This is a genomic window from Kitasatospora sp. NPDC056273, assembly GCF_042268845.1.
Classification (GTDB): domain Bacteria; phylum Actinomycetota; class Actinomycetes; order Streptomycetales; family Streptomycetaceae; genus Kitasatospora.
This window is the reverse complement of record NZ_JBHJSJ010000030.1, coordinates 73,120-85,982: the sequence shown is the minus strand read 5'-3', so window position 1 is coordinate 85,982 and position 12,863 is coordinate 73,120. Positions and strand designations below refer to the sequence as shown.

Annotated in this window: 10 protein-coding genes; 8 read left to right on the top strand and 2 right to left on the bottom strand. The window is 75.1% G+C overall.

The window, feature by feature from the left end:
• Positions 1 to 320: 320 nt before the first annotated feature.
• Positions 321 to 2,252: a DUF2264 domain-containing protein gene (locus tag ACFCY1_RS25035; RefSeq protein WP_375876131.1), complete on the top strand. Its 1,932-nt coding sequence runs from the start codon at positions 321 to 323 to the stop codon at positions 2,250 to 2,252.
• Between the two features lie 6 nt (positions 2,253 to 2,258).
• Positions 2,259 to 3,041 (top strand): sugar phosphate isomerase/epimerase family protein, encoded by a 783-nt coding sequence (locus ACFCY1_RS25030; RefSeq protein ID WP_375876130.1) that lies wholly within the window; start codon positions 2,259 to 2,261, stop codon positions 3,039 to 3,041.
• 52 nt (positions 3,042 to 3,093) lie between these two features.
• Here the strand turns inward: ACFCY1_RS25030 and ACFCY1_RS25025 are convergent, their stop codons facing one another.
• On the bottom strand, positions 3,094 to 4,212 hold the full coding sequence (locus tag ACFCY1_RS25025; RefSeq protein WP_375876129.1) for a substrate-binding domain-containing protein: 1,119 nt from the start codon (positions 4,210 to 4,212) through the stop codon (positions 3,094 to 3,096).
• A gap of 263 nt (positions 4,213 to 4,475) precedes the next feature.
• Between ACFCY1_RS25025 and ACFCY1_RS25020 the strand changes: the two genes are divergently transcribed.
• The 6 genes from ACFCY1_RS25020 (at position 4,476) to ACFCY1_RS24995 (ending at position 11,218) form a co-directional block, all read left to right on the top strand.
• Positions 4,476 to 6,275: a beta-galactosidase family protein gene (locus tag ACFCY1_RS25020; RefSeq protein WP_375876128.1), complete on the top strand. Its 1,800-nt coding sequence runs from the start codon at positions 4,476 to 4,478 to the stop codon at positions 6,273 to 6,275.
• A 131-nt stretch (positions 6,276 to 6,406) separates the two neighbouring features.
• Positions 6,407 to 7,471 (top strand): substrate-binding domain-containing protein, encoded by a 1,065-nt coding sequence (locus ACFCY1_RS25015; protein ID WP_375876127.1) that lies wholly within the window; start codon positions 6,407 to 6,409, stop codon positions 7,469 to 7,471.
• 7 nt (positions 7,472 to 7,478) lie between these two features.
• The gene (locus ACFCY1_RS25010) at positions 7,479 to 7,637 is read left to right on the top strand and encodes a hypothetical protein (RefSeq protein WP_375876126.1); all 159 of its coding nucleotides are present in this window, start codon (positions 7,479 to 7,481) and stop codon (positions 7,635 to 7,637) included.
• 226 nt (positions 7,638 to 7,863) lie between these two features.
• The gene (locus ACFCY1_RS25005) at positions 7,864 to 8,418 is read left to right on the top strand and encodes a hypothetical protein (RefSeq protein ID WP_375876125.1); all 555 of its coding nucleotides are present in this window, start codon (positions 7,864 to 7,866) and stop codon (positions 8,416 to 8,418) included.
• An 801-nt stretch (positions 8,419 to 9,219) separates the two neighbouring features.
• Positions 9,220 to 9,762 carry a hypothetical protein gene (locus tag ACFCY1_RS25000; RefSeq protein WP_375876124.1) on the top strand — a complete coding sequence of 181 codons (543 nt, stop codon included), beginning with the start codon at positions 9,220 to 9,222 and terminating at the stop codon, positions 9,760 to 9,762.
• 394 nt (positions 9,763 to 10,156) lie between these two features.
• Complete coding sequence (locus tag ACFCY1_RS24995) at positions 10,157 to 11,218, top strand: DUF2776 family protein (protein WP_375876123.1); 1,062 nt, start codon at positions 10,157 to 10,159, stop codon at positions 11,216 to 11,218.
• 505 nt (positions 11,219 to 11,723) lie between these two features.
• Here the strand turns inward: ACFCY1_RS24995 and ACFCY1_RS24990 are convergent.
• On the bottom strand, positions 11,724 to 12,851 hold the full coding sequence (locus ACFCY1_RS24990) for a glycosyltransferase (RefSeq protein WP_375876122.1): 1,128 nt from the start codon (positions 12,849 to 12,851) through the stop codon (positions 11,724 to 11,726).
• Between the last annotated feature and the right edge of the window lie 12 nt (positions 12,852 to 12,863).

The following is a 12,863-nucleotide window of genomic DNA, read 5'->3' as shown; positions in this document are numbered from 1 at the left end:
GGCTCCTTAGGACGAGGGTGCACAGGGCCCGGAAACGGTCGGCTCCGGCCGGGACCCGCAGAGGGTGGGGGCGATTGGCTGTCATCCTGAGCAGATAGGCGATCGGAGTCAAGAGATTTGGATCAAATGATCTGACATGATCGACCTGCCGGGCTTCCGAAGCCGCCCTCGCGATCACTGGAATGCCGGAAAATCGGGGCAATACGCTGCCGCGGCGACAACATCACAATCCGATCAAGCCGCTCATTTGATCGCTCCAGCTTGACGAACGATCAGGCACTACCTAGATTCCGGCCCACCACCCGATCACGGAGGACCTCATGCGCCTGCCCCCGGAGGACCGCGACCTCAGCCCGCACACCGGCTGGACCAGGGAGCACTGGGAGGCGGTGGCCGACGGCCTGCTGACCGCGGTCCTCCCCCACGCCAGTCCCGCCGGGGCGCTGATCGACCTGCCCGGCCCCCGCCCGAGCCGCTCCGGGCGCCGCTCCGACGCCCTGGAGGGCTTCGCCCGCACCTTCCTACCCGCCGCCCTGCGGGTGGCCGGCGCGGGCGGCACCGATCCGCACGGCCTGCTGGCGCACTACGCCGCCGGACTCGACGCCGGCACCCGCACCCCCACCGGCGAGCGCGACCTCGCCGACGGCGACCGCGAGTCCTGGCCGCTGATCACCGACCGGGGCCAGGCCATGGTCGAGGCCGCCTCCATCGCCTTCGCCCTGCGCCTGACCCGCCCCTGGCTCTGGGACCGGCTGTCCGGGCCCGTCCGCGACCGGGTCGGCCGCTGGCTCGCCGACGCCCTGCACCGCGTGCCCAACGACAACAACTGGCAGCTCTTCCCGCTGTCCGTCGGCGGCTTCCTCGCCGAGGCCGGCATCGCCGAACCCGAGGCCCGCGCCGCCGTCCGCCGCGGGCTGGAGCACATCGACCGCTGGTACCTCGGCGACGGCTGGTACACCGACGGCCGCCCCCGCGCCTTCGACCACTACAACGGCTGGGCCCTGCACCTGTACCCCGTCCTGCACGCCCACCTCGCCGGCGACCGGACCCTGGGCGCCGTGTACGGCGAGCGCCTCGCCGCCCACCTGGCCGGCTACGCCCACACCTTCGGGGCCGACGGCGCGCCCGTCCACCAGGGCCGCTCGCTCACCTACCGCTTCGCCGCCACCGCCCCGCTCTGGGCCGGGGCTCTGACCGGCCACACCCCGCTCGCCCCCGGCACCACCCGCCGCCTCGCCTCCGGCGCCCTGCGCCACTTCCTCGACCGCGGCGCCGTCGACGACCGGGGCCTGCTCACCCTCGGCTGGCACGGACCCGACCTCCGGCTCGTCCAGGTCTACTCCGGCCCCGCCTCCCCGTACTGGGCCGGCAGCGCCTTCCTCGGCCTGCTGCTCCCGCCCGGCCACCCGGTGTGGACCGCGCCGGAGGGACTCGCACCCGTCGAGGAGCGCGACACCGTCCTCGCCCTGCACGGGCCCGGCTGGCTGGTGCAGTCCACCGCCGCCGACGGCCTGGTCCGGCTGCACAACCACGGCAGCGACGACCAGCCCGCCGACGCCGTGGGCCCGGACGACCCGTACTACGCGCGGCTCGCCCACTCCACCGCCACCGGGCCGGCCTTCGAGGGCCCCGCCGACAACCACCTCGCCCTGCTGACCGACGCCGGACCCACCGAACGCGGCCGCGTCCACCCGCTCGGCACCGGGCCCGGCTGGGCCGCCTCCCGCTGGCACCCGCGCGTCGGCGGCCGTGAACTGCCCGGCGTCACCGTCACCTCGCTCACCCTGGCCCACGGCGCCGAGGAGTTCCGGGCCCACCTGGTCACCGGCGGGCCGGCCGGCACCCCGGTCACCCAGACCGGCTGGGCCGTCGCGGGCCGGGGTGCCGGGCAGCGCGCCGGTGCCGGTGTGCGGGCCGACGGCGGGCTCGCCTCGGAGCTGCACGCCCTGCGCGGCTTCACCACCGCCGGCGCCGAGCACGTCCCCGGCGGTACCGCGTTCGGCCCCGAGGCCGCCCTGCCGGTGCTCACCGGCGAGCTTCCCGCCGACGGCCCGGCCCTGTTCGCCTGCGCCGCCCGGCTCACCGCCGTCGCGCGGCCGCCGGCGCTCGCGGACACCGTCGAGCTGACGGCCCGGCCGGACGGGCAGGACCCGGAGGCCGTCCTGCTGACCGTCCGCCTCGTCGGCGCACCGGGCCTGCGGATCCGCCTGGCACCCGCCGCCGTCACCGTCCACCCCGCCGAAGGGGACTGAACCGCCGTGCCCCTCGCCCTCGCCACCCTCGGCCTGCCCGGGACGCCGCTCGACCGGGCCGCCGCCCTCGCCGCCGAACACGGCTGGCACGGCCTCGAACTGCGCTGCGCCGACGACCAGCCGGTCCGCCTCGGGCTGGACGCGGACGAACGCCGCCGCGCCGCCCGCCTGCTGTCCACCGCCGGGGTCCTCCCGCTGACCCTCGCCTCCTACGTCGGCGTCGCCGCGCCCGGGCCGGACGCGCCGGTGCTCGCCGCGCTGACCGCCCACCTGCGGCTGGCCGCCGACCTCGGCTGCCGCCACCTGCGGGTCTTCCCGCACGGCGGCCCCGGCCCGGCGGCCGAGGCCGACGAGCGCGCGGTCCGCCGCCTGCGCGCGGCGGCCCCGCGGGCGGCGGCCCTCGGCGTGCGGATCCTCGTCGAGACCCACGACTCCCACCGCGCCGGGGCAGCCCTGGCACCCCTGCTGAACCGGGTGGACCACCCCGCGGTCGGAGCGCTCTGGGACCTGCTGCACACCTGGCTGGCCGGCGAGACCCCGGCACGGACCCACCGCGCGCTCGGCCCCCACCTCGGCTACGCGCAGGTCAAGGACGTCGCCTCGGCGGACGACCTCACCCCGCTGCCGCTCGGCACCGGAGTGCTGCCGATCGCCGACTGCCTGCACCTGCTGCCGCCCGGCACCTGGGCGGCCTGGGAGTACGAGGCCCCCTGGCACCCGCGCGCCGCGCCCCTGGCACCGCGGCTGGGCGGCGGGGCGCGCCACCTGTCCGCGCTGCTGCCGGGCTGAGGGCGCACACGGGTTCCTCAGGCCCTGTCCGGCCGAGGCGGCGCCGCGCCCCTCACCCCAGGGTCGCGGCGCCCGTCCGCGGGGCCGTCCGCTCGGCCCCGCAGGAAGCGCGCACGCGCAGGACCGGGAGCAGCGCCGTGCGGTGCACCGGCAGCTCGGCGCCCGCCGCCAGGCGGCGCAGCAGCAGGTCGACGGCCGCCGCGCCCACCGCGTGCTTGGGCGGGGCGACGGCGGTCAGCGGGGGCGCGGCGAGCGCGGCGAAGACGTCGTCGTAGGCGACCAGTGCCACGTCCGCGGGCACCGCCAGGCCGTGCGCGCGCAGCAGCGGCGCCAGCCGCAGCGCGTCCTGGTCGTTGTGGACGAGCAGCGCCCGGGTCCCGGACCGCGCGGCCTCGGCGATCCGTGCCACCAGCGGCTCGGGATCGGCCGGCAGGTTGCCCGGCCCGAGCATGTCCAGCGCCGGCAGGTCGGGCAGTCCGAGCAGCCGGGTGCCCTCCCGGTATCCGGCCCGCACCTCGGCGGCCGTCCAGGAGTCGCCGCGGGCGGCCAGCAGCACGCTCCCGTGGCCGAGCCCGGCCAGGTGGCGCAGGGCGCTCAGGACCCCGTGCCGGTGGTCGGAGGCCACGGTGTCCAGTCCGGCCCCGGGGCCGTCCGGGGTGGGGGAACGGCGCTCCACCAGCACGGCGGGCACCGGCAGGGCGTCCAGCCAGGCGTAGTCCTCGGCCGTCCGGCCCGGGACCAGCCCCGGGGCCAGCAGCAGGCCCTCGGCTCCGGACTCCAGCAGGCGTTCGGCCTGTAGCCGGTCGCCGCCCGCCCCGTACGGGGCGATGCCCAGGACCAGCCGGGCCCCGGCGGCCGCGGCGGCGGCCCGGGCCCCGGCGATCACCTCGTCGAAGTAGGAGCCGACCGAGGGCACCAGCAGGCCGAGGGCGCGGCCCTGCCCGGGGCCGGGGGCGAGCGGCGGCCGGGCGCCGTCGTCCGGGCGTTCCAGGGAGACGAAGCCGTGCGAGCGGGAGAGCCGGCCGGCGTCGGCGAGCGCGGCGACGTCCCGGCGGACCGTCACGGCCGGGATGCCCAGCCGGTCGGCCAGCTCCGTGAGGCGGACCCGCCCGCCGAGCTCGCCGACGGCCGACACGATCAGCCTGCGGCGCTCTTCCCCCGAGATGGCCATTCCGGCCTCCATCCGTCGTGCCGGCCGACGCGTCGTCCGGAAGCGGTCAGCCGATGATATTCCGATCGAAGAGTATCGTTCGATCGGAAATTGATCAATAAAGCCGATGATCGTCGATCGATTGACCGTGCGATCACCGAACTCCTAGGGTGACCACGGTGGCCGCCGCCGATCCGCCCGCGGCCACCCGCGCAGCTGTGCGCCCGGACCCACCGAGGTCCCCACACCCCCCTCACTCCCGCTCCCCTCCCGCGGAGGACCCGATGGCCGACCAGGCCCCCCACCCCGCCCTCACCACCGACGGCGACACCTTCCTGCGCGGCGGACGTCCGCACCGGATCGTCTCCGCCGCCGTCCACTACTTCCGCATCCGCCCCCAACAGTGGACCGACCGCCTCACCCGGCTGCGCGCCATGGGCGTCAACACCGTCGAGACCTACGTCGCCTGGAACTTCCACCAGCCCGCCCCGGGCCGCGCCGACTTCACCGGCGACCGCGACCTCGCCGCCTTCGTCCGCGCCGCCGGCGACCTCGGCCTCGACGTCATCGTCCGCCCGGGCCCCTACATCTGCGCCGAATGGGAGTTCGGCGGCCTGCCCGGCTGGCTGCTCGCCGACCCCGCGATGCGGCTGCGCCGCCTCGACCCGCCCTTCCTCGCCGCCGTGGACGCCTGGTTCGACCACCTGGTGCCCGTACTGCTCCCGCTGCTCTCCTCCCACGGCGGCCCGGTGGTCGCCGTCGCCGTGGAGAACGAGTACGGCAGCTACGGCAACGACACCGCCTACCTCGAACATCTGAGGGACGCCCTGGTCGCCCGCGGCGTCGACGTCCTGCTGTTCACCGCCGACGGTGCCGAGGACGGCTTCCAGCTCGGCGGCCGGGTGCCCGGACTCCTCACCACCGGCACCTTCGGCTCCCGCCCCGAGGAGTCCCTCGCCTGCCTGCGCCGCCACCAGCCGGTCGGCCCGCTGGTCACCATGGAGTACTGGTGCGGCTGGTTCGACCACTGGGGCGCACCGCACCACGTGCGCGACGCCGAGGACGCCGCCGAGGTCCTCGACGCCCAGCTCGCCGCCGGCGCCTCCGTCAACATGTACATGGGCCACGGCGGCACCAACTTCGGCTGGTGGAACGGCGCCAACCACGACGGCACGAGCTACCAGCCGGACGTCACCAGCTACGACTACGACGCCCCGGTCGGCGAAGCCGGCGAACTCACCGAGAAGTTCCACCTCTTCCGCGCGGTGATCGAACGCCACCTCGGCCCCAACCCCCACCCGCTGCCGCCGCTGCCCGCCCGCCTCGCCCCCCGCAGCGCCCCCGTCACCGCCGGCCGCCCGCTGCTCGGCGCCGGCGGCGCCCTCGGCGAACTCTCCACCGCGCACCACCTCCCCGAGCCCCTCCCGATGGAGCGGCTCGGCCAGAACCTCGGCCTCATCCACTACCGCACCCGCCTGCGCGGCCCGCTCGCCCACGGTGAACTGCGGGTGGACGGCCTCGCCGACCGCGCCCAGGTCTTCCTCGACGGCGAACCCCTCGGCGTCCTCGACCGCAACCACCCCGAACAGGCCCTGCCGCTGCGGGTGCCCGAGGGCGGCGCCGTCCTGGAACTGCTCGTCGAGAACCTCGGCCGGATCAACTACGGCCCGCTGCTGCACGACCCCAAGGGCATCACCGGCGGTGTCCGGGTCGACCGGCAGTACCAGTTCGGCTGGGAGATACGCCCGCTGCCCCTCGACGACCTGACGGCCCTCGCCCTCGGCGCGCCCTCCACCGCCGACGGCCCCGGCTTCCACCGCGCCGAACTGACCGTCGACACCCCCGCCGACGGCTTCCTCGCCCTGCCCGGCTTCACCAAGGGCATGGTCTGGCTGAACGGCTTCGCGCTCGGCCGCTACTGGGACCGCGGCCCGCAGCGCACCCTCTACGCCCCCGCGCCGCTCTGGCGGGCCGGCGCCAACGAGCTGCTGGTCCTCGAACTCCACCGCCCGGGCGACCGCGTCGAACTGGTCGAGGGCCCCGACCTCGGCCCCGCCGTCCCCGAGGAGCGCTACGGCTCCTGACCCCTCCCGCCCCGCGGGCGCGCGCCGGCCCCGGCCCGGGCCCGCGGGGACCCCGCACCGGCCGTCCGCCCGGTGACCGAATGGTAGGTTCCTGTCCACCTCGACAGACCGGCCCACCGACAGGGAGTGCCATGCCGATCCCGGCGGACGATCGCCGCGCCCGCATCCTCGACACGGTGCGCGGCCTGGGCACCGTCCGGGTGGTGGACCTCGCCGAGCGGCTCGGCCTGCCCGCCGTCACCGTCCGCCGGGACGTCGCGAGCCTCGCCGACGCGGGCCTGCTCCGCCGCACCCACGGCTCCGTCTCCTTCGGCGGCCCCGCGGACGCCCCCGCCCCCGTGCCGCCCCGGCCCGTCGAGGCCCCCACCCTGGGCCTGCTCGTCCCCGCCGTGGTGCAGTACTTCGACGAGGTCATCGCCGGCGCGCGCACCGCCGCTGCCGAGGCCGGCGCGCACCTGGTCCTCGGCATCTCCTCCTACGAGGCCAGCGCCGACCGCGTCCAGGTCGACCAGCTCCTCGCCTCCGGCGCCCAGGGCCTTCTGCTCGCCCCGAACTGGACCGCCGCCGACCGCCCCGAGGACCACGCCTGGGCGGCCGAACTCCCCGTCCCCGCCGTCCTGCTGGAACGACGCCCGGCCCCCGGCAGCCCCGCCGCGGCCCTCGACGCGGTCGGCTCCGACCACCGCCACGGCGTCCTGCTCGCCTTGCGCCACCTCACCTCCCTCGGCCACCGCCGGGTGGCCCTGGCGGCCCGCACCGACACCTGGACGGCCTACCAGGTCCGCCTGGGCTACACCGACGCCTGCCGCGCCCTCGACCTGCCCGCCGAACCCGTCATCGACGTCCGCACCCCGGCCGCCGGCGTCGACTCCGTCGCCGCCCGGCTCGCCGAGGCGGTCGCCGACGGGGTCCGCGCCGCCCTCGTGCACAACGACCAGGACGCCCTGCAACTGCTGCCCCTGCTGCGCACCCGCGGCGTACGGATCCCCGAGGACCTCGCCCTGGTCGCCTACGACGACGTGTTCGCCGCCCTCGGCGCCCCGCCGCTGACCGCCGTGGCCCCGCCCAAGCGCGCCGTAGGCGCCGCCGCGGTGGACCTCCTGGTCCGCCGGCTGGCCGCCACCGGCCCCGCCCTGCCGGTGCACCACCTGGACCTCCTGCCGGACCTGACGGTGCGCGAGTCCTCCGGGGCCTGAGCGGGCGATGAAGGTGTACTTCATCCCCATTGGCCCGGCGCGGCTGAGCCGGTTCGAGGAGATCGGCCGCAGGCTCGGCCACCACGAGTGGGTCGTCGAGGACGGCAGTCTCAACATCTGGTCGGACCCTAGAAGACTGACCAGGACATCGCTCCGGCGCCGGTGACGATCAGGGCCACCGGCGGGTACCCGGTCAGGGCCTCGGGTCGAGCGCGGGGCTGAGCCCGATGTCCTCTGACACGCGGTCCTGACCGATTGCCAAGTGATCCTGACCAGCGCGGTGAAGTGCTCGCCGGTACGGGCTGTCACTGTCCCGCCGTACGCTCCCCCGAGCTGGAAGAGCCAGCCGGTCCGGGATTCCCGGGGCCGGCAGCGAGAAGGGTGCGGGACACGTGAGCTGGGATGTTGTCGCGGCGGACGAGCGGATCCGGTGGACATCGGAGCCGCTCCGCCGGGTAGGCCCGCTGCGGTTCGGGATGACGGCCGAGGAGGCCGAGCAGGCACTCGTCGGCGAGCTCGTGCCCAGCCCGTGGAGAAGGGTCCGACCGCACTACGGGTCCGTGGTGAGCAGCGAGTTCAATCTCCCTCGCGTGCCGGCCTTGGCGGCCGTCACCGCGTACTTCGACGCCGGGCGCCTGGTGGGCGTGGCGTTCGACGCGCGGCGCGGTCCCCAGGTCTTCCTGGACGGTCTGCCGTTGGTGGGGCGTGTGCCGTCCGAGCTGGTGGCCGACCTCACCGCGCACGCCGACACCCACGACGTCTACCTGCAGCACACCCAGCTGGGGGACCTGGCCTCGGAGGAGTTGGGGTTCCTCGGCTCCACCCAACGGGCCGGTGACGTACTCCTCACGAGGGCGATGCTCGTCGACTCCCGTTGGGCGGAGCGGATCGGCGACCACTCCGAGACCTATCTCCCCACCGCGGAGTGGCGGGACCGCATGTGGTGACCATGCCCTCCCCCTGGGCAGCGCGCTGGGTGCCGAAGCAGCGCCGGGAGCCCATGCTGCGGTGATCCACCCGGAAGGTGTCGACGAACGTCCCGGTCCCGGACGGCAGCCGCGGCGAAGGCTTCGGCCGCGACCGCAGGCTGCCGAGCCGGGGGCGGGGGCGCAGCGGGCCGGACGACGACCATGCGCTCAACGCCCGGGGCGGGGCAGTGCGAGGGCCCCGGCGCGCGCTGGGGGCCGTTGCCACCGCGGCCGACGTTTCGTCAGAATCTGCCGTGTGACGTAACCCTCGGCCAGCAGGCCGGCCTGCGCCCGGCCCGGGTGCGGCCGCGACCTGCCGAAGGCCGCCACCGGCCGCCCCGCCCTCCACTGCAGCCCGGCCTGCCGCCAGGCCGAACACCGCCGACGCCGCCTCGAAGAAGAACTCCCCGCCCTACGGGACGAGGCCCGCGCCCTGCGACGCGGCCTCGGCGGCGGCGAACACGCCCAGCAGGCCCTGCAGGAACTCGACAGCGGCCAGGTCCTGGTGTTCGTCCGCCACGCCCGCACCGCCCGGACCGCACTCGACAACGCCTTCACCGTCCTCGAACTCCCCGCGCCATCCCCCGACCAGGCGGCTGGCGGGCAACAGGACGGGCCGGCCCCCGCGGGCCGCGGCAAACGCGTGCAGGTCCACGGTCAGCAGAGCCTCCCCTAGGCCCCGCTGACCGCCTTCCAGAACGCCTGCGGAGCCGGGGCGGGCGACCAACTGTGCCCCTGGCCTGTGCCCGGTGTCAGCGGTCGCGCGTAGGGTCCGTGATCATGTTCAAGGGATGGTGGCACGTGGTGCCGGACGACGAGCGGCCGCAGTGGACGCTGGACCCGTACGTGAGCGTGGGACCGCTGCGCTTCGGGATGCGCGCGGCGGAGGTCGAGGACACGGTCAGCGGAATGACGGCGGACACCGGGCACCGCAGGTTCACGGGCCGTGGCAACGCCTGGGAGCTCGTCGAGGCCACCTACCGCGAGTTCGGCCTCCACCTGTACTACGACGGCCAGCGGCTCACGGGTGTCGTGGTCGACGCCCTGTGCGGGCCCCAGGTCCTCGCGGACGGCGTGCCGCTGGTCGGGCAGGTGCCCTCTGTGGTGGAGCGGTGGATGACCGAGCGTGCCGAGCAGCGGCCGCCGGACACCGAGCTCGCCTACATGAGCGCCGGCGTGCCCGCCTCGCGGTCCCTGGGCGTGACGGTCAACGTGCAGCGGGAAGGCGACCGGCTCCTCACCCGGCCGATCTTCTACCCGGCCGAGGCTCTCGACGACCTCTCCCACTGGCTGCCGAGGGACACCTGGTCGATTCACGACTGAGCGCCACAAGGGCAACCACTCGTCGAAGCCACCGACGCAGGATGCAGCGGCGGCTTCCCCTCTTTTGGTCCCTGGAGGCATGGCGGCCGCGCGGGACCGGTAGGGGTCCAGGTGGTCTCCCTGCTGAATCAAGATCAACAGCGTCGAGGGGCGATCCCTTCCCCCGCCTTTTGGTTTTCCCAACTGGGCTGAACAGCAGTCCCGGATTCTGCAAGTCCAATGGCCAACACATGATCAATTAACAAGATCTTTCCAAACAGCCGGGACGGAGCAGCCGTGAGCCGATCGGACGAAATCCGTGGACACCCGCCGCCGGGGTCCCGGCCGAAGACCCGGTGGGCTGAACACTGACTGCCGCCCGGAACCGGCGAGCGCGAGGGAACGAGGAGACCTGGTGAACCACGGAATGAGCGTGCTGCTCCGGGCGATTCCGCTGCTCATGGGCGCGGTGTCGGCCTCGCTCGGCGGCTACGTCCTCGCGCACTCCACCGGGCCGAGCGCCCGGGTCGCGGGCCTGACGCTGGTCTTCCTGGCCGCCGTCTGTCTCTGCCTGTTCGCCGTCGCGGCGACCGTCGTGCGGCAACTGATCGGCCGTTTCGGCGCGTTGGACCGGATCGGCTACCCGGCGTTCGGCTTCGCGGTGTCCGGGGCCGCCGTCGGCTACGGGCTGGGCCTGCTGGCGGAGAGCCACCGGCCGGTGGCCGACTTCGTGGCCGGCAGCGTGGTCCTCGGCATCGGCCTGGTCTGCGTGTGCGTCTCGTCGGTGGCCGCGGTCGCCACCCGCTTCACGCTGATCGGGCAGAACGCCGTCCTGCCGGAGGGTTCCCCGCCGCGCTCGCCCGCGCCGTTCGGCCGGTCCGCGGCCCGGGCGCTGGTGGCGGTCCCGGTCCTTGCGGCCGCCGCCGCCTGGGCGTGGGCGACCGTCATGCTGGCCAACGGGGGCGGCGGGGACTCGGACGGGCGCTTCACGGCCGGGCACGTGGTGGTCGACCAGGCGATCGTCTGCACCGCCCTGATCGGGCTGGTGATCACCCTGCTGCGGCAGATCCGGAACACCTACACCCGGCGGGAGCGGGTCTGGTGGCTCGTCCCGGCCGCCGTGCTCGGCGCCATGGACATCACCGGGGGCCTGGTCGTCGTCGCCTTGGACCCCCGGCCCGGTCAACTGGCCACCGGGTACGTGCAGATCGGGCTGGGTCTGCTGTGCTGGACAGTGCTGAGCGCGGTGCTGCTGCTCGCCCTCGGCTGGCGCCGTGCCGCGCCGCCGGCCGGCCGCGCCGCGCTGCTCCCGATCGGCACCACACTGCTGTGCCTGTTCATGTCGGCGTTCCTGTTCGAGTCGGCCGACCCGGACGTGACGGTCGCGGCCCGGGTCCTGGTCGGCCTCGGCGCCGTCTGCTTCTCGCTGTTCGCCGTGGTCTCCGTCCTGGAGGCCGGCGTCGCCGACCGGAACTGACCGAACGCCCGAAAATGCCGGCCGCGAAGGTGACACACGCGGGGAAAGAGGCCCGAAACCTCGCCGCAGCCACCCAGTACCGCGAGCTGGAAGGGCACCTCAACGTGCCGCGCAGACACAAGGAGACCCTGCGACTCGCCGACGGGAGCACCGCCGAGATCGGCCTCGGCCACCAGGAGCCGCTCCGCTCCGAACAGAACCAGAACGGCCACCCCGCAGAGCACCGGCCGACCGCGCGCAGCCGCCGGGGCGTCCCGGGCCGCCGGGTCGGATCGCGGGTCGGGACCGCGGCGCGGCAGTGCGGTACCGATCCTTCTGTCCGGGGGAAACGCGTGGCCGCCGCCGAGGGCCGGACGGTGCGGCCAGCGGACCCACGCACGTCCCGGCTCCGGGCGGCGGGGCAGGCCGAGCTCGGCGGCAGCCGCGTCCAGCCCGGCCGTACCTTCCAACCGCCACGACGTGCGGGGCCGTCAGCGGGCGGGGCCGATACGGGGACGCGGGATGCTCAGCGGAGTGCTTCGAGCAGGGGAACGGTCTGCTCCGGTCCGGGCAGGGCGTTGGTCTCGCGCTGAAGCCGCTCGGCGGCATGGCGGTAGCCTTCATCGGCCAGTACCGCCGACACCGTCTCGCGCACCTCGTCCGGGGTCACGGTGACCGGCTCCAGCGCCCGGGCGGTACCGAGTTCGACGCACCGCCGCGCGTTGTACGGCTGGTCCGCGCCGAGCGGCAGCAGCACCGAGGGCAGGCCGTGGGCGAGCGTGCCGAGCAGGCTGCCGGAGCCGCCGTGCGAGACCACCAGGCTGCACTGCGGCAGCAGTTGATCCTGCGGGACGAAGCGCTCGATCCGAACGTTCGGCGGCATTGGCCCGAACAGCGCGGGGTCGACCTGGGAGCCGACCGTCGTGACCACGTTCGCCGCGAGTCCCTGGAGCCCGCTCAGGACCCGGGCGAACAGCTCGGTGCTGGTGTAGACGGTGCCGAGCGTGAAGTACACGGTGGGGGTGTCCCGCACAGGGGCTGCGGGAACGGCCGGGCCCGGCCGGAACGCGAACGCGTGGGCGGGCAACGGGAAGCGCGGGTCCCGGAAGGCGTGCGGGGACGGCGACAGGACCACGTCCCGGTCCAGCATCGCGAGCCCGGGGTCGGCCGGCAGCCCGTACTCGGAGCGCAGCTCGTGCAGCGGCCCCGCGACGACCTCCTTGCGAAGGAAGCCCCCGGCGGCCAGCACGATGACGGTCGCACAGGGTATCCCGAGCACCTCGGCCGCGATCGAGCTGCCGAAGTCGACCTCGTCGCGCACCAGGACATCGGGCTTCCAATCGCGGGCGATGTCCAGCACCGCAGCAGCCTGCCGTCTCCCGCCGCGCCGGGCGAAGCCCTCGGCGAGCTGCCGCAGGTCAGCCGCCGGATCGGGTACGTCGACGGGCACGGCCGCCGCGCCCGCGGAACCCGCCGTACTCACCCGCGGCTCGCTGGTGGCGAAGGCGGTGAACCCGGCCGCCGTGATCTCGGCCGTTCTGCCGCCGCTGCCCGCGACCGCGACGGTGTGCCCGGCGGCCTGCGCCGCGCGGGCCACCGGGATGAGGGGGCGGAAGTGGCCGCTGCCACCGATGAACGTGAACAGGATGCGCATCGGGCGAGGCTA